Source organism: Micromonospora sp. NPDC050200 (genome assembly GCF_040656135.1).
In the GTDB taxonomy this organism is placed as follows: domain Bacteria; phylum Actinomycetota; class Actinomycetes; order Mycobacteriales; family Micromonosporaceae; genus Micromonospora.
Window position 1 is genome coordinate 210,985 of record NZ_JBFALG010000002.1, and the last position, 20,581, is coordinate 231,565.

General features: G+C 71.6%; 20 protein-coding genes, 1 tRNA gene, 1 other RNA gene and 2 pseudogenes. 16 read left to right on the top strand and 8 right to left on the bottom strand.

Going from position 1 to position 20,581, the window contains the following annotated elements:
• Positions 1-70: 70 nt before the first annotated feature.
• The 5 genes from smpB (at position 71) to AB0I41_RS02500 (ending at position 3,362) form a co-directional block, all read left to right on the top strand.
• Positions 71-550, top strand: coding sequence for an SsrA-binding protein SmpB (smpB, locus tag AB0I41_RS02480; protein ID WP_210774828.1), 480 nt, complete (start codon positions 71-73; stop codon positions 548-550).
• Positions 551-657: 107 nt separating this feature from the next.
• Positions 658-1,033: a transfer-messenger RNA gene (ssrA, locus tag AB0I41_RS02485) on the top strand.
• Between the two features lie 79 nt (positions 1,034-1,112).
• Positions 1,113-1,790, top strand: coding sequence for a hypothetical protein (locus AB0I41_RS02490; protein WP_357100978.1), 678 nt, complete (start codon positions 1,113-1,115; stop codon positions 1,788-1,790).
• 119 nt (positions 1,791-1,909) lie between these two features.
• Entirely contained in the window at positions 1,910-2,374 is a 465-nt protein-coding gene (locus AB0I41_RS02495) for a hypothetical protein (RefSeq protein WP_357100980.1), read from the top strand.
• Positions 2,375-2,414: 40 nt separating this feature from the next.
• Positions 2,415-3,362 carry a hypothetical protein gene (locus AB0I41_RS02500; protein WP_357100982.1) on the top strand — a complete coding sequence of 316 codons (948 nt, stop codon included), beginning with the start codon at positions 2,415-2,417 and terminating at the stop codon, positions 3,360-3,362.
• A 3-nt stretch (positions 3,363-3,365) separates the two neighbouring features.
• On the opposite strand, the gene mdlC is transcribed toward AB0I41_RS02500, so the two are convergent.
• Positions 3,366-4,961, bottom strand: a complete 1,596-nt coding sequence (gene mdlC / locus AB0I41_RS02505; protein ID WP_357100984.1) for a benzoylformate decarboxylase — start codon at positions 4,959-4,961, stop codon at positions 3,366-3,368.
• 146 nt (positions 4,962-5,107) lie between these two features.
• A complete protein-coding gene (locus tag AB0I41_RS02510) occupies positions 5,108-5,911 on the bottom strand; it encodes an S-methyl-5'-thioadenosine phosphorylase (protein ID WP_357100986.1) in 804 nt (267 codons plus the stop codon).
• Positions 5,912-6,061: 150 nt separating this feature from the next.
• Between AB0I41_RS02510 and AB0I41_RS02515 the strand changes: the two genes are divergently transcribed.
• Entirely contained in the window at positions 6,062-6,652 is a 591-nt protein-coding gene (locus AB0I41_RS02515) for a YqgE/AlgH family protein (RefSeq protein WP_357100988.1), read from the top strand.
• A 90-nt stretch (positions 6,653-6,742) separates the two neighbouring features.
• Positions 6,743-6,815 (top strand) — tRNA-Ala (locus tag AB0I41_RS02520).
• 390 nt (positions 6,816-7,205) lie between these two features.
• On the opposite strand, the gene AB0I41_RS02525 is transcribed toward AB0I41_RS02520, so the two are convergent.
• Positions 7,206-7,754, bottom strand: coding sequence for a WHG domain-containing protein (locus AB0I41_RS02525; RefSeq protein WP_357100990.1), 549 nt, complete (start codon positions 7,752-7,754; stop codon positions 7,206-7,208).
• A complete protein-coding gene (locus AB0I41_RS02530; RefSeq protein WP_357100992.1) occupies positions 7,751-8,167 on the bottom strand; it encodes a hypothetical protein in 417 nt (138 codons plus the stop codon). The genes AB0I41_RS02525 and AB0I41_RS02530 overlap by 4 nt, the downstream gene beginning before the upstream one ends.
• 138 nt (positions 8,168-8,305) lie before the next feature.
• Here AB0I41_RS02530 and AB0I41_RS02535 point away from each other — a divergent pair, with 138 nt between their 5' ends.
• The 3 genes from AB0I41_RS02535 (at position 8,306) to AB0I41_RS02545 (ending at position 11,940) form a co-directional block, all read left to right on the top strand.
• Positions 8,306-8,755 (top strand): AraC family transcriptional regulator, encoded by a 450-nt coding sequence (locus AB0I41_RS02535; RefSeq protein WP_357100994.1) that lies wholly within the window; start codon positions 8,306-8,308, stop codon positions 8,753-8,755.
• 5 nt (positions 8,756-8,760) lie between these two features.
• The gene (locus AB0I41_RS02540) at positions 8,761-9,171 is read left to right on the top strand and encodes a VOC family protein (protein ID WP_357100996.1); all 411 of its coding nucleotides are present in this window, start codon (positions 8,761-8,763) and stop codon (positions 9,169-9,171) included.
• Between the two features lie 384 nt (positions 9,172-9,555).
• Positions 9,556-11,940 carry an excinuclease ABC subunit UvrA gene (locus AB0I41_RS02545; protein ID WP_357100998.1) on the top strand — a complete coding sequence of 795 codons (2,385 nt, stop codon included), beginning with the start codon at positions 9,556-9,558 and terminating at the stop codon, positions 11,938-11,940.
• A 241-nt stretch (positions 11,941-12,181) separates the two neighbouring features.
• On the opposite strand, the gene mgrA is transcribed toward AB0I41_RS02545, so the two are convergent.
• Together mgrA and AB0I41_RS02555 are read right to left on the bottom strand one after the other, a co-directional pair.
• Complete coding sequence (gene mgrA, locus AB0I41_RS02550; protein ID WP_357101000.1) at positions 12,182-13,177, bottom strand: L-glyceraldehyde 3-phosphate reductase; 996 nt, start codon at positions 13,175-13,177, stop codon at positions 12,182-12,184.
• A gap of 57 nt (positions 13,178-13,234) precedes the next feature.
• Positions 13,235-13,798 carry a TetR family transcriptional regulator C-terminal domain-containing protein gene (locus AB0I41_RS02555; protein WP_357101002.1) on the bottom strand — a complete coding sequence of 188 codons (564 nt, stop codon included), beginning with the start codon at positions 13,796-13,798 and terminating at the stop codon, positions 13,235-13,237.
• 47 nt (positions 13,799-13,845) lie between these two features.
• Between AB0I41_RS02555 and AB0I41_RS02560 the strand changes: the two genes are divergently transcribed.
• The 5 genes from AB0I41_RS02560 to AB0I41_RS02580 all read left to right on the top strand — a co-directional run bounded on the left by AB0I41_RS02560 (position 13,846) and on the right by AB0I41_RS02580 (position 18,342).
• Entirely contained in the window at positions 13,846-14,712 is an 867-nt protein-coding gene (locus AB0I41_RS02560) for a hypothetical protein (RefSeq protein WP_357101004.1), read from the top strand.
• Positions 14,713-14,827: 115 nt separating this feature from the next.
• Positions 14,828-15,796 carry an aldo/keto reductase gene (locus AB0I41_RS02565; RefSeq protein WP_357101006.1) on the top strand — a complete coding sequence of 323 codons (969 nt, stop codon included), beginning with the start codon at positions 14,828-14,830 and terminating at the stop codon, positions 15,794-15,796.
• A 5-nt stretch (positions 15,797-15,801) separates the two neighbouring features.
• Positions 15,802-16,299, top strand: coding sequence for a hemerythrin domain-containing protein (locus tag AB0I41_RS02570; RefSeq protein WP_357101008.1), 498 nt, complete (start codon positions 15,802-15,804; stop codon positions 16,297-16,299).
• Between the two features lie 88 nt (positions 16,300-16,387).
• Positions 16,388-17,695, top strand: a complete 1,308-nt coding sequence (locus AB0I41_RS02575; protein ID WP_357101010.1) for a histidine kinase — start codon at positions 16,388-16,390, stop codon at positions 17,693-17,695.
• Positions 17,692-18,342 carry a response regulator transcription factor gene (locus AB0I41_RS02580; RefSeq protein WP_357101012.1) on the top strand — a complete coding sequence of 217 codons (651 nt, stop codon included), beginning with the start codon at positions 17,692-17,694 and terminating at the stop codon, positions 18,340-18,342. Before AB0I41_RS02575 ends, AB0I41_RS02580 begins: the two co-directional genes overlap by 4 nt.
• On the opposite strand, the pseudogene AB0I41_RS02585 reads toward AB0I41_RS02580, so the two are convergent.
• A pseudogene (locus tag AB0I41_RS02585) lies at positions 18,326-18,969 on the bottom strand (MFS transporter); the annotation flags it as partial. The gene AB0I41_RS02580 and the pseudogene AB0I41_RS02585 overlap by 17 nt on opposite strands.
• On the opposite strand from AB0I41_RS02585, the pseudogene AB0I41_RS02590 reads away from it, so the two are divergent.
• Positions 18,961-19,134: pseudogene (locus AB0I41_RS02590) on the top strand (IS256 family transposase); the annotation flags it as partial. The pseudogenes AB0I41_RS02585 and AB0I41_RS02590 sit on opposite strands and share 9 nt — an antisense overlap.
• Before the next feature lie 380 nt (positions 19,135-19,514).
• On the opposite strand, the gene AB0I41_RS02595 reads toward AB0I41_RS02590, so the two are convergent.
• The gene (locus AB0I41_RS02595; RefSeq protein ID WP_357101014.1) at positions 19,515-20,573 is read right to left on the bottom strand and encodes a hypothetical protein; all 1,059 of its coding nucleotides are present in this window, start codon (positions 20,571-20,573) and stop codon (positions 19,515-19,517) included.
• Positions 20,574-20,581: the final 8 nt, after the last annotated feature.

Sequence of the window (20,581 nt, forward strand, 5' to 3'; positions counted from 1 at the left end):
GGGTAGCATGATCTCCGCCCCGCGGCCGGTCGCACCGGTCGTGGGTCACATGGGAAAGGGGGTGGCGCCGGTGCCACGGGAAAAGGGTCGCAAGGTGGTCGCCTCCAACAAGAAGGCGCGCCACGACTACGCCATCCTCGACACGTACGAGGCGGGCATGGCGCTGACCGGCACCGAGGTCAAGTCGCTGCGGGCCGGTCGGGCCTCACTGGTCGACGCGTTCGCCCAGGAGCGCAACGGCGAGCTCTACCTGCACAGCATGCACATCCCGGAGTACACCCAGGGCACGTGGACCAACCACGAGCCCCGGCGTACCCGCAAGCTGCTGCTCAAGCGGCTGGAGATCGACCGGCTGATCGGCAAGACCCGCGAGGGCGGGCTGACCATGGTGCCGTTGCAGGTCTACTTCTCCGACGGCTGGGCGAAGGTGGAGATCGCCCTGGCCAAGGGTAAGAAGTCGTACGACAAGCGTCAGGACCTCGCCAAGCGGGACGCCGACCGGGAGATCGCCCGGGTGGCCGGCCGACGTGGCAAGGGCATGGACGACTGATTTGTCGTCTTTGTCCGGGTCGATGATCGGGGCCGGGGCTCGGGATGAATCCGGTTGCGGCAGGCGTTAGTCTTGACGGAGCCGCCACCAGGAGGGCGGCCGACCGAGGGGGTGACTGGTTTCGACTTCGTACGTTGCGGCAGGGGAAGCGAGCCGAGGAAGCCGACGTCGTCTCGAGAATCGTTCGTCGGAAACCAATAAGCGCCAAGAACAATCGCGCTGACTTCGCTCTCGCCGCCTGAGGCGAGTAGTGAGTCTGTCGGCCTGGGAACGCCTTCGTCCCAGTCAGCCGGCATCAGCTAGGAGGCTGGCCAACCGGACCCGGTCGCGGGGTCCGTGCGGCGAGATCAATCAGCGACTGGGCCCGTCACACCAACTCGCTCGCGTGAGCGGTGGGGCCGAGTAGAGGCATAGCGAGCTGCGCTCGGAGAAGCCCTGACAAACCGGCGAAGGACCCGGGTTCGATTCCCGGCACCTCCACCACCTCATGTGCGCCCCGGTCCAACTGGACCGGGGCGCACAGTCGTTTCCAGATGTTGACCCTGTGCCTAGACTGCCGGACGTGACCAACGAGAAGCTTCGGCTCTCCGTGGCCGTACCGGCCGGGCAACGCGCCTTCGTCGCCGTGGTCGGGCTGCTCTTCGCCGTCTTCGGCGCGGTCTTCGTGCTGCTGTCGCTGCTCGCGGACGGGATGACCCGTCGGATGCTCGGCACCGACGATCCGATCTCCTCGTACCAGGACGGGCGGGACCTCCCTCCGGAACTGCTCCCTCCCGAACTGCGTGATCCGTCGACGACCGGGCTCGGCGCGGGCCGGTTCATCGGGCTGTGCGGGGTGCCGTTCGCGCTGCTCGGGCTCTACCTTGTGCTCCGGGTACTGCGTACCGCCGCCTGGCTGGAGGGCACCCGGGTCACGGTGCGGGGTGCCCTCGGGGCCCGGACGGTCGACCTGGCCAATGCCGACATCACCGCCGGCACGCGCACCTTCCGGGACGCCGACGCCGACGCCGGCCCCGATCACGTCCATCGGGTGCCGACCATCGTCGCCCGTGACCGGGTGACCGGTCGTACGGTGACCGTCCCGCTGCGCGGGGCGGGGCTGACCACGCTCCCGCCGCATGAGCTGCGGGCGCTCGCCGATGCGATGTCCGCCGGTCGCCCCACCGAGGGGCGGGACGGCGACGTGCATGTCCTCGCCGGGCAGGTCCGGACGATGGCGGCCAACCCACTCGGCCTCTGAGGCTGGTGTGACCGCTGGTGCGGACGGGACCAATGAGGCGTTCCTGCCCTCTGGACAGGCCGTGAGCTGCGGGTTCACCATCGCTGTAGGCGGTAGTGCACGCAGCGCGGGAGGTGCCCATGGTCACCGGTCCGATCCAGCAGCCGTCCGTCGCCCCGCTGGCGGTCCGGCCGCCCGCCGCGCGCCGGCCCACCCCGCCCGGCGACCTGCCCGCCCTGGCCCGGGCGCTCGCCGTGCCGCCGGGGGAGCCGCGCTGGCGCGAACGGGTCATCGTCCACCTCGCCCCGGTCCGCCGGGGCTTCGCCGAACACGTCCGGATCACCGAGGGGCCGGCCGGCCTCTACGCGGAGGTGCTCGCCCAGGCGCCCCGGCTGCACCGCGGCGTCCGGCTGCTCACCCGGGAGCACGCGGCCATCGTCGCGGCGCTCGCCGACCTGCAGCGCGCCGTCGAACGGCCCGGGGTGTGCGCCGAGGAGCTGTGCCGGCGTACCGACGAGCTGCTGCGGGCGCTGTCCCGGCACCGGCAGCGCGGCGCGGACCTGCTCTGGCAGGCGTACCAGACGGATCTCGGCGGGGAGACCTGACCGGCGGGAACCGGCCCGTGGCGGACGGCGTCCAAGCGGTATGCGTCGACTTCTCGCCCTGCTGGGCCTGCCCCTGGTGATCACCGTGGCGGGCTGCGCACCGGCCGGCTCGGACCCGGCCGGCGGGCCGTCCGCCACCAGCCCGGACCACCGCTGGGAGGCGTTCGACCAGCGGGCCGCGGAGGTCGTCGGGGCCTGGCGCCCCGGACCGGCCTGGCGGACCGGGTACGTGCCGTTGCAGGACCAGACGGTCCTCGTCGGCGACCCCGGCTTCACCACCGACACCGAGACCGCCTTCCGCGCCGGCTGGTACCGCGACCAGGTCGAGGTGCCGGCTGCCCGCCCGCCCGACGGCACGATCCGGTTCCCCGACGGCACGATGACGGCGCCGCTGGTCAGCGCCGCCGAGGCGTACCGGCAACTGGACCAGGGCGACCCGCCGCCGTGCGAGGGGCGGCCGAAGGTGCCCGGCCCGACGGTCAGGCCGGGTCCGGACGGGCCGGTCTCCAGCCAGGTCACCACCGCCTGCGTCCCGCTCACCGTCACCGCGGTCACGCTCGGCACCGCCCCGGTCCGCACCAGCCGGGGTCTGGCCGACGTGCCGGCCTGGCTGTTCACCGTGGAGGGACTGGCCGCCCCGGTGGCCCGGGTCGCCGTGGCGCCGCAGTCGATCACCCCGGTGCCCGAGTCGACGGCACCGGCCCGGCCGGCCCCCGCCGGCGTGGTGGGCGCCGAGCACATCGAGCGGGTGGACGGGGGCCGGCTGACCTACCTGCTCGGGGTGGGCGCCTGCGACACCGGGATCACCCCGCTGGTGCAGGAGCACGAGGACGCGGTCGTGGTCGGCGGCGGGGTCGTCCGGTCCACCGGCGTCTGCACCGACCAGCTGAAGCTGGAGCCGGTGACGGTCACCCTCTCCGCGCCGCTCGGCGGCCGGCCGGTGCTCGACGTGCTCACCGGTCGGGTGCTGACCCAGCGGGCCGGGTGACGGTCAGAGTATCCGGGGCACCTCGGTGCTGATCGGCGCCGGCAGCACCGTCGGGCCGTCGGCGCGCAGCGCGTCGGCCAGCGCGTCGGGCAGTTCGTCCGGCGCGCCGACGACCCGGGTGGCGCAGCCGTAGCCCCGGGCGATCGCGGTGATGTCCAGCCCGGGCAGATCGAGCCCGGGCACGTCCGGCGTGTGCTTCAGCTCGGCGAACGACTTGAGGATCGCGTACTGCTGGTTGACCGGCACCAGTACGACGACCGGCAGGCGCAGGCAGGCGGCGGTCCACAGCGCCTGCACCGAGTAGTGGAACGAGCCGTCACCGATCACCGCGATCACCGGCCGGCCCCGACCGGTGTCCCGCTCGGCGAGGGCGATGCCGACCGCCGCCGGCAGGCCGTACCCGAGCCCGCCGCTGGCCATGGTGAAGTACGACGCCGGCCGGACCACCGGCAGCCGGCGGCGCAGCGCGGCCAGGTTGGACGGTGACTCCTGGACCAGCACCCCGTCGGTCGGCCAGCAGGCCGCCAGCGCGGCGAAGAGCGCGTCCGCGTCCGGCGAACCAGCCGGCTTCGGCGGTGCCGCCGCCGGCCGCGGCTCCGGCGCCGGTCGGTCGGCCGCCGGCAGCAGGTCCAGCAGCGCGGCGAGGGTCAGCCCGGCGTCCCCGAGCAGGCTGTCCCCGACCGGTGCTCGGGCGGCCTCGTCCGGGTCGTCGGTGACGTGCAGCAGCCGGGTGCCGTCGGGCAGGTGCGCGCCCGGGATGTGCGGGTAGTACCGGAACACCGGCGCGCCGACGACCAGCACCGTGTCGTGCCCGCGCAGCTTCCCGGCCAGCGGCGCGATCGCGTAGGGCAGCACCCCCCGGTAGTGCGGATGCTGCTCCGGGAACGCGGCCCGCTCCGGCGCCGGGGCCGACCAGACCGGCGCGGCCAGCCGCTCGGCCACCGCCACCGCGACCGGCCAGGCCGCCGCCCGGTCCACCGCCGCGCCGAACACCAGCACCGGCGAGTGGCTGGCGGCCAGCACCGCGGCGAACTCCCGCAGCCGCCGGGGATCGGGCCCGAAGCGGGTGGCCACGGTACGGACCTGGGGCGGCGGGTCCGCCGGCTGGCCCCAGTCGTCGAGCGGCAGGGACAGGAAGACCGGCCCCGTCGGCGGCTGGGCGGCGGTCGCGTACGCCCGCATGACCGCCGCCGGGATGTCCTGCGCGCGGACCGGCTCGTGGCTCCACTTCACGTACGGTTGGGGCAGCTCGGTCGGCGCTCGGTTGGCCAGCCGGGGCTCCAGCAGCAGCATCTCCCGGCTCTGCTGGCCGGCCGTGACGATCAGCGGGGTCCGGTTGTGCCAGGCGGTGACGAGGTTGCCCATGCCGTTGCCGGTACCCGGGGCGGTGTGCAGGTTGACGTGCGCCGGGCGTCCGGTGGCCTGCGCGTACCCGTCGGCCATCGCCACCGCGGAAGCCTCCTGCAGGGCGTGCACGTAGCGGAAGTCCGCCGGGAAGTCCTGGAGGAAGGGTTGCTCGGTGGAGCCGGGGTTGCCGAAGACGGTGGTCAGCCCGAGGGCTCGGAGCAACTCGTACGTGGTCTCCCGGACGGTCGCCATCGCCCCCTGCCTCCGTGTCCCGGCGCGTCGGCGCCCGCCGGACGCCCCGGTGAACGGGCCCCCGACCTGCCGAATCTATCCGGGGCAGATGGACAAGTCGGGCGCTTTGCCGCTCACCGTGCCCGGCACAACCCGGCCGGTGCCGCTCAGGGCAGCAGGAAGGGGGTCTTGATGCCGTCCAGGGCGTGCCCGCACGGGCAGTCCCGGTCGGTCGGCAGCGCGCCCACCGCGTCCAGCAGCACCCCACGCAGTCGGTCGGTGTTCTCGGCGAAGACCCGGAACACCTCCTCCTGGGTGACCGACTCGCCGGCCTGCACACCGGCGTCCAGGTCGGTGACGAGCGCGATGGAGGTGTAGCAGAGGGCCAGCTCGCGGGCGAGCACCGCCTCCGGGTGGCCGGTCATGTTGACCACCGTGCCGCCCGTCGCGGCGTACCAGTGGGACTCGGCGCGGGTGGAGAAGCGCGGGCCCTCGACCACCACCACCGTGCCGCCGTCCACCGCCGCCACGTCCCGGCCGGCCGCGGCGGCCAGCAGCGTACGCCTCCCGACCGGGCAGTACGGGTCACCGAAGGGTACGTGCACCGCGCCCCGGTCGTAGTAGGTCTGAGCCCGGCCGCTGGTGCGGTCGATCAGCTGGTCGGGGACCACGAAGGTGCCCGGGCCCAGCTCCGGCCGGAGCCCGCCCACCGCGCACGGGGCGAGGACCTGGCGTACCCCGAGCGACCGCAGCGCCCACAGGTTGGCCCGGTACGGGATCAGGTGCGGCGGGTGCCGGTGGTCGCGGCCGTGCCGGGGGAGGAAGGCCACCGGCCGGCCGCCCACCTCCGCGACGGTGACCGCGTCCGAGGGAGCCCCGTACGGCGTCTCGACCACGTGCTCGGTCGCGCCGTCGAGCAGCGCGTAGAGCCCCGACCCGCCGATCACCGCGATGTCCGCCGTCAGACCCATCGATTCTCCCTCGTTCCCGCTCGATCATCCGCCGGTCAGACCTTAGCCACCACCCCGGGCGCAAGCTATCGTGCCAGGCATGGCGGTGACAGCGCGGATGGCCGACGGCGACCGGTTCCACGACCCGGCGCGTGGCTGACGGTGTCCGAGATGCAGGAGGAGGGACGGGCGATCGGCGGTCGAGCCATGGAGTCCATGACCGGGCGGCTGCTGGTCGCGACTCCGGCCCTCAAGGATCCGAACTTCGATCGCACGGTGGTGCTGCTGGTCGCCCACGAGGCCGGCGGGGCGCTCGGCGTGGTGCTCAACCGGGCGACCGAGGTGCCGGTGGCCGACGTGCTGGGTGACTGGAGCGACCTGGCCCGCCACCCCGCGGTGCTCTTCGAGGGCGGCCCGGTGCAGCCGGAATCGGCGATCTGCCTGGCCCGGATGCGGCACCCGATGCGGCGGCTCAAGGGCTTCCAGCAGATCTCCGGCGCGGTGGGCACCGTCGACCTGTCGGCCGACCCGGAGAAGCTGCGCGACGGCATCGGCGGCATCCGGGTCTTCGCCGGCTATTCCGGGTGGGGTTCGGGGCAGTTGGAGCAGGAGGTCGAGGACGGCTCCTGGTTCGTCTTCGACGCGCTGCCCGGGGACGCCTTCGTCGACCGGCCGGACGACCTGTGGCCGATGGTGCTGCGGAGGCAGGGCGGGATGATGGCGGCGGTCGCCCACTTTCCGCCCGACGTGGCGCTGAACTAGGCGCCGCGGGGTGGGGACCCCGCGAGATGACCATGCCGGCCGGCGTGTGTATAGTTCTCTGCGTGCCCGGGACACCGGGGACGACAGCAAGGGGCCGTGGCGCAGCTGGTAGCGCACCACACTGGCAGTGTGGGGGTCAGGGGTTCGAGTCCCCTCGGCTCCACCTTGTAACCGCAAATCAGCGGCACAGTTGATAGACGATCAACTGTGCCGCTGATTGTCATTTCCCATATGTCTCGGGATGGGCCTTGTCGAAAACCGCCGCGCCGTCGCAGGTCAGGCTTTCGCAGCGGTGCTCGCCATCGCCCCCGGCGGTCGCACCATGAAGACATCGATCGGGTCCTGGGCTTCCACGACGAATCCGTGGCGCTCGTAGAGTCAACGCAGCACCCAGCCCGCGCCGTGCGCCGACGTGGTCCGTGCGGGCACCGCCACGTCCGGTCGCGTCCCGTTCCCCATCACCCCGGCCTCCAGGGCCGGAGTATCTCAGTCTGCCTGCTCTGAACATGCACGTGGGCATCTCAAACCCCAACTGCCCAATCCCGCCACGACCTCAGTCGCGGACCGAGTCGTCAGCGTCGTCCGCCACTGGACCGGCTGCCAGGAATTCCCTGCTGAAGGCCCTCATGGCGGCATCCCAGGTGGCGTCCAGGTCGGCATCCGGCGGGAACCGGCCAGCCAACTCCAGGTCGACGAGTCCGTGCGCGACGCCCCACAAGGCCCGGGCGGTGTCGCGGTTCCCCCCGAGGACGGCGAGCAGAGGCTCCTCGGCGTACGCCTCGGCTGCGACCGTCGTATCGTCTCGCCGCAGCGGTCGCCTGGTGGCCAGGTCGTACAGCCGCGGGTGCTTCGTCGCCCAGGAACGGTAGGCCGCGGCGAGGCCGCGAAGCCCTGGACCGGCGGCGGCGAGCGCCGCGCCGACCTGGCGCAGCGCCCGCTCTTGCAGTGCCGCCTCGATTTCGGGCTTGCCGGCCACGTGTTTGTACAGCGAAGGCGCCCGCATGGCGAGTTCCTCACCAAGCCGTCGCATGGTGAGGGCTGACAGGCCCTCGGCTTCGAGGATTCGCTCCGCGGCGTCGATCACCTCGTCACGACGGCTCACGCGCGGACGGTCCGGTCGCCTGACGGCGAGGCCGGCGAAGCGCTTCGAATCCAACCTCTGGTGAGGACGAAGGCGGCGATCAGCAACAGGGCGAGTGCACCGTCCCACCCGATGATTGCTCCGCTGCCGGGTATGCCGCCCTGCCCCGCATAGATGATCGCCGTGACGGTCAGCGCAACCTTGTTCAGGATGATCGCGGCCCATACGCCCCGCGAGGCGTGGGGTCGGCGAGCCAGTACAGCGAACAGAATCGCGAACACGGCAAGGCCGTATGTCCGCCAGGTTTCGACGATGGTGGTCGGCCCGTCGGCGTCGAGTACGACCGGGATGGATGCGACAGCGGCAGTTGCGGCGGCTCCGGCGGCGACCCACAGAGCGGCCCGGCCGAGCGTGGTGGCGGATAACGTTGTCATGTCTGCTCCAGGCGCATCGGTGGCTAACGTCATTAGCCAGTCTAGGCTAACAGCGTTAGCCAGGCAAGCCTGGGCTTGAGTGGGGTGGGACGCCGGCGGCGCTGGGCAACTCCGGCGCGACGTGGCACGATTTCGCAGGTGACCAGCAGACCCGCCGTGGCGCAGCACCTGCGCGACCTCGCGCGGCTGCGCCGCGTCCGCGACCGGATCGACCGGGAGTACGCGCAGCCGCTGGACGTCGAGGCGCTCGCCCGCGGCGTGAACATGTCGGCCGGGCACCTCAGCCGCGAGTTCCGGCTGGCCTACGGCGAGTCGCCGTACGCCTATCTGATGACGCGGCGCGTCGAGCGCGCGATGGCGCTGCTGCGTCGTGGCGACCTCAGCGTCACCGAGGTCTGTTTTGCGGTCGGCTGGGCGTCGCTGGGCACCTTCAGCACTCGCTTCACCGAGTTGGTCGGTGTGCCGCCCAGCACCTACCGCCGCCATGCGGCGCGCGCGACGGCGGGGATGCCGTCGTGCGTGGCGAAACAGGTGACCAGACCGATCAGGAATCGAGAAGCGGGGGTCACGAAGCCGCAACTAGCCTGACCGCCATGGACATCACCATTCACTACGCTTTCCTCCCGCAAACCGACCCGGACGCCGCCCTGGCCTTCTATCGCGACACCCTCGGCTTCGAGGTCCGCAACGACGTCGGATACGGCGGGATGCGGTGGATCACGGTCGGCCCCGCCGGCCAGCCCGGCATGTCCATCGTCCTGGAGCCGCCGGCCGCCGACCCCGGCGTCACCGACGACGAGCGCCGCACCATCGTCGAGATGATGGCCAAGGGCACCTACGCCCGCATCACCCTGGCCACCGCCGACCTCGACGGCGTCTTCGAGCGGCTGCAGGCCAGCAGCGCCGAGGTCGTCCAGGAGCCGACCGAGCAGCCGTACGGCGTTCGCGACTGCGCCTTCCGCGATCCGGCGGGCAACCTGATCCGCATCAACGAGCTCCGCTGAGCCGTCCGGTGGTCGCAGCCATGATGGCCACGCCGACGGACAGCCCGACCGGTAGGAACCTGGCCGCCACCCGGGCCGTTCGGCTGGGGCTGGGCCACACCCGCGACGTGATCATGATCGAGGGCGAAGTCGAGCCGCATCTCCCCGCGCCGCATCCAGGCTTGGCGCGAGGTGAACGAACTGCCTGACCGCGAGCTGATGCGCGACGGCCGCTGGTTGGTCTGACGCCTCGGCCGGGCGCGCCGCGTGGCCGGGGCCCGGAGGCTCCACCGGCCGAAGCGGAGGAGAACCAGACGTACTGCTCGAAGCTGGTCAGATCGAGCCAGGCGACGCCGACGGAGACCGCGAAGGCGGGCCCGCCCGACAGATGGAGACATGATGAGCATGGCCACGAGGACCGAATCGCAGTCGCCTGCGCTGCACGGTGCCGACAGCCACGATCTGATCCGCGTGCACGGCGCGCGCGAGAACAACCTCAAGGACGTCAGCGTCGAGATCCCGAAGCGCCGGCTGACGGTGTTCACCGGCGTCTCCGGCTCGGGCAAGAGCTCTCTGGTGTTCGGCACGATCGCCGCGGAGTCGCAGCGGCTGATCAACGAGACCTACAGCGCCTTCGTGCAGGGTTTCATGCCGACGCTGGCGCGGCCCGAGGTCGACGTACTCGAAGGGCTGACGACCGCGATCATCGTCGACCAGCAGCGGATGGGTGCCGACCCCCGCTCCACGGTCGGCACCGCCACCGACGCCAACGCGATGCTGCGCATCCTCTTCAGCCGACTCGGGCAGCCGCACATCGGCTCGCCCCAGGCGTTCTCCTTCAACGTCGCCTCGATCAGCGGAGCGGGCGCGGTCACGCTCGAGCGCGGCGGGAAGACCGTGAAGGAGCGGCGCAGCTTCAACATCACTGGCGGCATGTGCCCGCGCTGCGAAGGCCGGGGCTCGGTCACCGACTTCGACCTGTCTGCGCTGTACGACGACAGCAAGTCGCTCAACGAGGGTGCGCTCACGATCCCCGGCTACAGCGTCGACGGCTGGTTCGGCCGCATCTTCAGCGGCTCCGGCTTCCTCGACCCGGACAAGCCGATCCGCAAGTACACCAAGAAGGAGCTCCACGACCTGCTCCACAAGGAGCCGACCAAGATCAAGGTCGACAACATCAACCTGACGTACGAGGGCTTGATCCCGAAGATCCAGAAGTCGATGTTGTCCAAGGACGTCGACTCGCTGCAGCCGCACATCCGCGCCTTCGTGGAGCGGGCGATCACCTTCACCACCTGCCCCGAGTGCGACGGCACCCGGCTCAGTGAGGCGGCTCGATCGTCGAAGATCAACGGGATCAACATCGCCGACGCCTGCGCGATGCAGATCAGCGACCTCGCCGGATGGGTGCGCGGTCTGCACGAACCGTCGGTGGCGCCGCTGCTGGCTTCGCTGGGGGGGATCCTCGACTCGTTCGTCGAGATCGGGCTCGGCTACCTCGGCCTCGACCGTCCGTCGGGCACGCTGTCGGGTGGCGAGGCGCAGCGCGTCAAGATGATTCGCCAACTCGGCTCCTCGCTCACCGACGTCACCTACGTCTTCGACGAGCCCACCACGGGCCTGCACCCCCATGACATCCAGCGGATGAACAACCTGCTGCTGCGGCTGCGGAACAAGGGCAACACGGTGCTCGTCGTGGAGCACAAGCCGGAGATGATCGCGATCGCCGACCACGTCGTCGACCTCGGCCCGCGCGCAGGCACCGAGGGCGGCGAGTTGGTGTTCGAGGGCACCGTCGAGGGGCTGCGCGCCAGCGGCACGCTCACCGGGCAGCACCTGGACGACCGCGCCTCCCTGAAGCCATCGGTGCGGACGCCGTCGGGGGTGCTGGAGGTGCGCGGCGCCGGCACCCACAACCTGCGGGACGTCGGCGTCGACATCCCGCTCGGCGTGCTGGTGGTGGTCACCGGCGTGGCCGGGTCGGGAAAGAGCTCCCTGATCCACGGCTCGGTCTCGGGCCGGGACGGGGTGGTGTCGGTCGACCAGGCAGCGATCAAGGGCTCGCGGCGCAGCAACCCGGCGACGTACACCGGACTGCTCGATCCGATCCGCAAGGCGTTCGCGAAGGCGAACGGCGTGAAGCCGGCGCTGTTCAGCGCCAACTCCGAGGGCGCCTGCCCCACCTGCAACGGCGCCGGCGTCATCTACACCGACCTGGCGATGATGGCCGGTGTCGCCACCACCTGCGAGGAGTGCGAGGGGAAGCGGTTCCAGGCCTCGGTGCTCGAGTACACCTTCGGGGGCCGCAACATCGCCGAGGTGCTCGCGATGCCGGTGACCGAGGCCGAGGAGTTCTTCGGCGCCGGCGAGGCGTGCACGCCGGCCGCGCACGCCATCCTCGACCGGCTCGCCGACGTCGGGCTCGGCTACCTCAGCCTCGGCCAGCCGCTCACCACACTGTCCGGCGGCGAGCGGCAGCGGCTCAAGCTGGCCACCCGCATGGCCGAGAAGGGCGGCGTCTATGTCCTCGACGAGCCGACCGCCGGCCTCCACCTCGCCGACGTCGAGCATCTGCTCGGCCTGCTCGACCGGCTCGTCGACTCCGGCAAGTCGGTCATCGTCATCGAGCACCACCAGGCGGTCATGGCGCACGCCGACTGGATCATCGACCTCGGCCCCGGCGCCGGCCACGACGGCGGCCGGATCGTCTTCGAGGGCACACCCGCCGACCTCGTCGCCGCCCGCTCCACCCTCACCGGCGAGCACCTGGCGGCCTACGTCGGCACCTGACCGAGGCCCTCGCGGACACGGTGAGACGAGCTCTCAACGCAGCACGGTCCCGCCGGGCCGCCCCTGCGAGGTGCGCAACCACCGCGCCGGCCGCCGCCGCATGGTGACCCCGGCCGGGCCGCACCCTGGCGCCCGCCCACGGCACCGCCCACGACGGGCGGGCGGCCGGGACGGGCGGGCAGCCGGGACGGACGAGGGCCGGGACGGACGGCGGCCGGGCGTGTCGGGTCGGGTCGGCGGCTCAGCCGAGCAGGCGGTCGATCTCGGCCAGCTCCTCGGCGGTGAAGTCGAGGTTCTGCACCGCGGCGACGTTTCCGTCCAGCTGGGCCACACTGCTCGCGCCGATGATCAGGCTGGTCATCCGCGGGTCGCGCAGCGCCCAGGCGAGAGCGAGCTGGGCGAGGGTCTGCCCCCGCCGCGCGGCCACCTTGCCCAGGTCGCGGATCGTGGCCAGCTTCTCCTCGGTCAGGTCGCTCTCGTTGAGGAAGATGCTGGTGCGTACCCGGGAGTCGTCCGGGACGCCGGCGAGGTAACGGTCGGTGAGCAGGCCCTGGGCCAGCGGGCTGTACGCGATGCAGCCGGCGCCGACCTCCTCCAGCGTGTCCAGCAGGCCGTCGTCCTCGGTCCAGCGGTTGAGCATCGAGTACGACGGCTGGTTGATCAGCAGCGGCGTGCCCAGATCGCGCAGGATCGCCGCGGCCCGGGCGGTCTGCTCCGAGTCGTAGTTGGAGATGCCGACGTAGAGCGCCTTGCCGGAGCGGACGATGGCGTCCAGCGCGCCCATCGTCTCCTCCAGCGGGGTGTCCGGGTCGAACCGGTGCGAGTAGAAGATGTCGACGTAGTCCAGCCCCATCCGGCGCAGCGACTGGTCCAGCGACGAGACCAGGTACTTGCGCGAGCCCCACTCGCCGTACGGGCCGGGCCACATCAGGTAGCCGGCCTTGCTGGAGATCACCAGCTCGTCCCGGTACGGCTTGAGGTCCGTGGCCAGCAGCCGGCCGAAGGCCTCCTCCGCCGCGCCGGGCGGCGGACCGTAGTTGTTGGCCAGGTCGAAGTGGGTGACCCCGAGGTCGAACGCCCGGCGGACGATGTCCCGCTGTCGCTCGAAGGGCCGGTCCGGGCCGAAGTTGTGCCACAGGCCGAGGGAGATGGCGGGCAGCCGCAGGCCACTGCGCCCGCTGCGCCGGTAGGTCATCGAGTCGTAGCGGTCGTCCGCGGCGAGGTAGGTCACGATCATGAGCGTAACTCCCGCCGGGTCCGCCACCGCCCGTGGTCCGCGCTGCTCGTTCTGCGGTCAGCCGGTGGGGGCCAGGGCGTCGAGGTGGGCCCGGATGACCGCCCTGCTCCGGTCGGGGCTCTCGCCGTGCAACGTCATGTGCAGGATCAGTCCGTCGACCAGGGCGTAGAGCCGGTGGGCATTCAACGGGCGGTCGACGCCGGGTCCGGCCACCCGGTCGACGATGTTGGTGAAGGCTCGCAGGAGCAGTTGGTGCATCTCCCCGCTGAGCGCCCCGAGTTCCGGGTCGACCATCGACTGGGCGGAGAAGGCCAGCCACACCTGACACTCGGCGAGCCGTTCGGCGTCCAGGGGAAGCATCTCCGCTATCACCCGTTCGGCGACGTCCACCGGGTCGCCCGTGACGTCGATCGCCTCGATGCGGGCCTGGATCCGCTCCGCCACCAGGCGCATGGCGAACACCGTCAGCTGTGACTGGGACGCGAACGAGTTGCGCAGCGATCCGGTCGACAGGCCGGCCTCCTGGGCGACGTTGCGCACGGAGGCGTGGGCGAGTCCCTCCCGGCGGACGACCCGCCAGACGGCCTCGGCCAGCGCGGCACGACGGGCGACGGTGTCCACGATTTTCGGCATTCCTCTTTTTAGCACAGCCGTGTTAAGTTCTCTTCGTGGCACAGTCGTATCAAATAACGCTCGTCGAGATCGGTGCGAGCGCAGGGGCAGAGGTCGTCGTGCTCTCGCTGCTCGTCTGGGCCCTCACCCGGCGCTCGGCGCCGGACATCGCCGGGCGGGCCCCGGCGGCTCCGACCGCCCGCCGCGAGACGATCGGGGTCCTGGCGTACGGGCTGGCGGCCCAACTGCTCGGAGCGGCCATCGGGATCGCGCTGGGATGGCACCCGATCAGCTTCCACCTCGCAGGGACACTGATCGGCGGCCATGAGCCCATCGGGATCCCTGAGACCCTCGGCTGGTGCGCCTACAACCTCACCGTGTACGCGGTCGCGCCGTACCTGTGGTTCCGCCGCCGCTACGACCGCACCGCACTGTGCCTGCGCAGCTCCGACCGACGTCGTGATCTCCTCGTCATCGGCGTCGTCCTGGTGTTCAGCGCGGTCAGCCAACTCGTCGGCCTCAGTGCCGCGATCCTGGCCCTGGACCCTCGCCAGCTCACGCTCGGGATACCCCTCACCTTCACCCTGTACCTGCTCGGCACCGGCCTGCCGACGCTCGTCTTCGTGCAGGCGATCCTGGTACCGCGATTCGCCCGGCTGACCGGCACCTCGGGTGCCGTGCTGCTGGGCGGCCTGACGTACGCCGCACTGCACCTCGGGGATGCCTGGGCCCGGTTCGAAACGGTCGGGCAGGCCGTCACCTCGATCGGGCTGGTGCTGCTGGTCTACACGTTCCCCGGCATGTTCAAGGCGTTCCTCACCGTGCGGACCGGCAACGCCTGGGTTCATCTGTGGGCCTACCACGCCATCGCTCCACACACGCTGATCGACACCGCATGGATCGTGCGGGTCTTCCGGATCTAGTCGGCACGATGAGCGTCGCGGTTCCGGTTCCGGTGTCGGGGCCGGGTGTTCCGGCGTGCGTCAACATGGGAGCCAACACCGGTGCCCTACCGGATTATCCGGGTAGCGTCGAATCATGCGATACATCCCGCTGGAGACCCCCAAGCCCATTTCCAAGATCGGTCTCGGTACCTGGCAGTTCGGCTCCAGGGAGTGGGGCTACGGCCCCGACTACGAGCGCCGGGCGGTGGACATCGTCCGGCGGGCGCTCGACCTGGGGGTCACCCTCTTCGACACCGCCGAGCTGTACGGCTTCGGCCGCAGCGAGCGGATCCTCGGGGCCGCCCTCGGCGCCGACCGGGACAAGGTCGTGGTGGCCACCAAGATCTTCCCGGTGCTGCCGGTCGCCCCGGTGGTGCAGCAGCGGGCGATCGCCTCGGCGGCCCGGCTCGGCGTCCGCGGCATCGACCTCTACCAGGTGCACCAGCCCAACCCGGTGGTCGCCGACACCACCACCATGCGCGGCATGGCCGCGTTGCAGGACGTCGGCCTGGTCGCCGAGGTCGGGGTGAGCAACTACAGCCTGCGCCGCTGGCAGTTCGCCGAGGCGGCGCTGGGCCGGCGGGTACTGAGCAACCAGGTCCGCTACAGCATGGTCGACCGGGGTCCCGAGGAGGATCTGATCCCGTACGCGGAGCAGGCCGGCCGGATCGTCATCGCGTACAGCCCGCTCGCGCAGGGCTTCCTCTCCGGCCGGTACGACCCGAAGCACCCGCCGAGTGGGGCGGTGCGCCGGGCCAACCCGTACTTCCTGCCGGAGAACCTGGCCCGCGGCACCGCCCTGATCGCGACGCTGCGCGAGGTCGCCGAGGCGCACGACGCCACCCCCAGCCAGATCGCGCTGGCCTACCTGCTGCACCACCCGAACGTGGTGGCCATCCCCGGCGCGTCCGGCGTGGAGCAGATGGAACGCAACGCCGCCGCCGCCGAGATCGACCTCACCGACGACGAGTACGCCGCCCTGGCCACCGCCGCCCGGCAGTTCCGGCCGGTCACCGGGCTGGCCGCGGTACCGAAGCTGATCCGCGCCCGAGCGGGGAAGTGAGCGGCATGGACGACATCACCGCGCTGATCCTGGACGACCACGCCGCCTTCCGGCGCGGCTTCGCCCGGCTCGACGACGCCCGCGACCCCGCCGAGCTGCTGGCCGTCTGGGAGGCGCTCGCCCTGCACCTGGACATCCACGCCGAGGCGGAGGAGACGATCCTCTACCCGCACCTGGTGCGGCACGGCGACGACGGCGAGGACGAGACCACCGACGCCATCGGCGACCACAACGAGATCCGCGACGCCATCGCCGAGTCGAAGCTGCACCCGGTGGGTTCCGACGAGTGGTGGGCGGCGGTGTGGAAAGCCCGCCGGGAGAACAGCGAGCACCTCGCCGAGGAGGAGGACGGGGCGCTGCCGGACTTCCGCCGGCACGCCGGCGTCGAACTCCGCGCCGAGCTGGGTGCCCGCTGGCTGACGTTCTACGGCGAGCACAAGAACGGCCGCAACCTGGCCTTCGCCGACAAGGACCCGGAGAGGTACGTGGAGGAGCACCGCTGAGCCTCGGTGGGCCTAGCCACCAGGGCGCCGCGCTGATCTCCCCGATGCGGGGGAGTCGCCGGGCGCGGCGGGGCGGGACAATGGCCGGGTGAGTCCTCGGGCGCTGATCGCGCCGCTGATCCGTGGCAGCACCTGCCGACGCGGCGTGTTCCTGCTGCTCGGCGGGGTGCTCGCGCTGCCGTACGTGCTGCTGGTCGGCACCTTCGTCCAGCTGCTCTCGCGCGGGGAGGTGCCCCGGCTGCTGGTCTTCCCGCTGGTGGCGATCGCCGCCGTCATCGGCGCGGTGCCGTTCTTCCTCGACGGCAGCCGGGCGCTGGAGATCGCCGCCGCCCGCGCCCTGCTCGGCGTGTCGCTGCCGGAGCCCGCCGCCGGGCACCCGGCCGACCGGGAGACCCGGCTGCGCGCCGCACTCTGGATCGCCCTGCACATGATCGTCGGTGGATTGGTGATGTTCGCGCTGATCAGCGCCCTGCCGATGGCGCTGGCGTTCATCGCCGCGCAGTTCGGCATCGGCGCGGAGATCGTCGCCCGGGACGGCTTCGGCCCGATCGACGGGCGGGCGACCGGCTGGCTCACCCTCACCGGGGTGCTGATGCTGCTCGGCCTCGGGTACGCGGTCGCCGGGCTGGGCGCGCTCGCCTCGTCGATGACGCCGGTGCTGCTCGGCCCGTCCCAGGGCGAACGGATCGCCGCCCTGGAGGCTCGCGCCACCCGGCTCGCCGAACGCAACCGGCTGGCCCGGGAGCTGCACGACTCGGTGGGCCATGCGCTGACCGTGGCCACCCTCCAGGCCGGCGCGGCCCGCGAACTCCTCGACGACGACCCGGAGTTCGCCCGCCGTGCGCTCGCCGCGATCGAGGAGACCAGCCGGCACGCGATGGACGACCTGGACCACGTGCTCGGCCTGCTCCGGGAGACCGGGGACGCTGCTCGTACCCCGGCCGGCACCGCGCCGCAGCGCACCCTGGCCCAGCTCGACCGGCTCGTCGCGGACACCCGGGCGGCCGGGCTGCCGGTGAAGGTGCGGGTCGACGGCGAGCTGGCGGAGCTGCCCGCGGCGGTGTCCCGGGAGGGCTACCGGATCGTGCAGGAGGGGCTGACCAACGCCGCCCGGTACGGCCGCGGCCCGGTGCGCCTGCGGGTGGACGTACCCGGGGAGGCGACGGCTCCAGGTCGCGGTGCGGCGTCCGACGGGCCGAGCTGGAGTCGTCGTTGCTTGGAGATCGAGCTGGAGAACGCGCTGGGTGGCGCGGCGCGGCCGGGACGCGGCGGCCGTGGTTTGGACGGCATGCGGGAACGGGTGCTGCTGCTCGGCGGGCGGATCACCGCCGGCCCGGAGGGCGGCCACTGGCGGGTCCGGGTGTGGCTGCCGGTGCCGAGGGGGGAGACGCGGTGAGCACGGACGTGCTGATCGTCGACGACGACGAGCTGATCCGGGTCGGGCTGCGGGCGATCATCGACGCCCAGCCGGACCTGCGGGTGGTGGGGGAGGCCGCCGACGGCGCCGAGGTGCCGCCGCTGGTGGCGAAGCTGCGGCCCCGGGTGGTGCTGATGGACGTGCGGATGCCGGCCATCGACGGCATCCAGGCCACCCGGCGGCTGCTCGCCGCCTCCGCCGACCCGCCGCGCGTCCTCGTGGTCACCACCTTCGAGAACGACGAGTACGTCTACGAGGCGCTGCGCGCCGGCGCGAGCGGGTTCCTGCTCAAGCGGGCCCGCCCGGCGGAGGTGGTGACCGCCGTCCGGGCGGTCGCCGCCGGTGACTCGCTGCTCTTCCCGGCCGCGATCCGCCGCCTCGCCGGGGCGTACGCGGGGCCGGGCGGGGACCGGCTGGCCGGGGCGCGGCTGACCGAGCGGGAGGCGGAGGTGCTGCGGCTGATGACCACCGGGCTGTCCAACACCGAGATCGCCGGGCAGCTCGTGGTGGGGGTGGAGACGGTCAAGACCCACGTCGGCAACGTGCTGGCCAAGCTCGGTGTCCGGGACCGCACCCAGGCGGTGATCGCCGCGTACGAGTCGGGTTTCGTCACCCCGTCGGGCTGAACCGTTGTGCCGCTGTCTCCCGGTCGGTTGATGGACCTCCGGCGGGGCGTTCGGTGTTCCGCCGCGTCGATGGGTGGTGGGACGTGGCTACCACCGCCGCCAGGCAGATCACGGCAGCCGCGATGAGCGAGCGCCGAGGTGTACGGCTGCCGAGCCGAGTGGGATCGCCAGAGCGACGGGCCCGAACATCGCGGTGTTGGCCGTCGCGGAGACCCGGCCGAGCAGCGCCGCCGGCGTGTGCGTCTGCACTGCGGTCACCGCGGCGACCAGGGTCCAGGGCAGGCCGATGCCCGCGACCACCGAGGCGGCGATCGTGACCGGCCACCAGGGCAGGCAACGCGCCAGACAGCCGGCGGCGAACAGCACCGTCCCGGCGACAGCGACGGCGACCGGGCCCCGCCGAGCGATGAGTCGGCCGACGATCAGGCCGCCGACGACAGACCCGGCACCCTGGGCGCTGACCCGGACGCCGAGGAACGTCGTCGGCAGAGCCAGTTCCGTGGTGACGATCGCGTAGACGGCCGCGGTCGAGAAGCCGGACATGGCGATCGACACGGCGGCGAGCGCGACAGTGACCCGCGTCGTCCGTCGCCTGGACAGGACGGCGATCCTGGCGCGGACCGGGCGGCGATCATCCGCCTCGTCGGCGCTGTCCTGGCCGAACAGACCGACGAATGGACCGAAGGCCGCCGCTACATGGGCCTGGAACTACTCAACAAAGCCCGCCCCATCCCTGTCCAGCCCGACCAACACGACAGCGACCACAGCGATCCCACCCCGATCGCCACATAACATCAGACCGGATCCCGCGATGGCCGTCTCTTACACCATCCGCGCGGACGTGACCATCAAGCATGAGACCAGGAAGGCGGCGCAGGTGCTCCGCTTCGCGCGTACCGCGCGCCTCCGGAGGCGCTCCGCTCCGCGCATACCGTCGAAGCTTCCCGCCTCCTTCCGTCGGCAGTTGCCGCCTCCTCCTGTCTGTCAGGGTGAGTTGAGGCCACCGGCTCCGTCGGCGTTCCAACACGGGGATCAAGCGCTGAGGTGTGTCCGGCGGGCGGCCAACGCGTTGCGGAGACCGCCCACCAGACAAGCCCCGGGGGACCTCGCAGAGTGTCAAGGATCCGTCGATGAATGGGTGCGTCCGGCGGTGGAGGGATCAGCCACCGTGGTCAGGATCCGAATTCCAGCGGGCCTGATTCGAGTTCGTGCTTGAAGAACGTCTCCGGGTGCATGAGGCCGTCGGGGGGATCCTGTACGGCGGCGGCTCGCCGTCGGAGTTCGGCGATGTATTCGATGTCGAGAACGGCGCCTGCGGCGATCGGCTGCCGGAGGATGAGGGCACGGGGGCCGGTGTAGAGATAGGCGTCGGCTCCCGGGTAGCCCTTGCTGGCGGCTGGCTGCCCCGGCCGCGATTCGAAGTACGACGAGTCGAGTTCCCCCAGCCAGGTTCCGTGGAAGGGAGTGACTGACGGCACCGGCCAGTTGGCCATCCGCGCTTCGAGTCGGTCGTTGTCCTTCTGGAAGCCGTAGTGCGTGACGATGGTATAGGTCACGCCGGGGAACTGCTGTTCGTACATCGCGACCGCGCTGCCTCCGCCGTGTAGGAGGTGACTGATACCGAAGAGCATGAGCGCCTTGCGGTGCTTCGTGAGGACCTCCTTCTTCATCACCGCGGCGATGGTGCGATCCCGTTCCTCGAAGGGCGCGAGTTCCTCGGGGCTGGTCACCTTGCTCCAGTCGATGGGCGGATCGCAGGCCAGCACCCGCAGTTTATTCGCCGGTGGCAGGTTCTTGTTGACTTGGCGTACCAGGGGGAAGAACCGGTCATAGAAGGCGGAGAAGCCACAACTGGGTTGGGTGGTGTTGCGCCAGACCTTTCGCACCTCGGCGAGTGGCACGTCCTCGCCCGCGATGTAGCGGTCCAGCAGCGGCTGGTACAGCGAGTTGCCGCACTCCACGGCGATGTCGTCGACCTTGTTGGGAAATGCGGGGTTCCGGAGCAGATCGAGGAAGACGTCGTTCGGGCTGGCCGCGGCGACCACGTCGTATCTGTCGAAGGCGGCCAGGATCGCCTTCTGGGCGTCCTGCGGAGCGGCGCGGCCCCGGCTGTCCGGGGTCCTGGTATTGGGTGACGTACCGGCGAAGACCGCTGTGGCTGCCACCGGGGCGGCCAGCAGTGCACCGCCGGTTACTGCCGCCAAGGCGAGGCGGGTGAGCTTGCGCGTCAAGGGTCTTC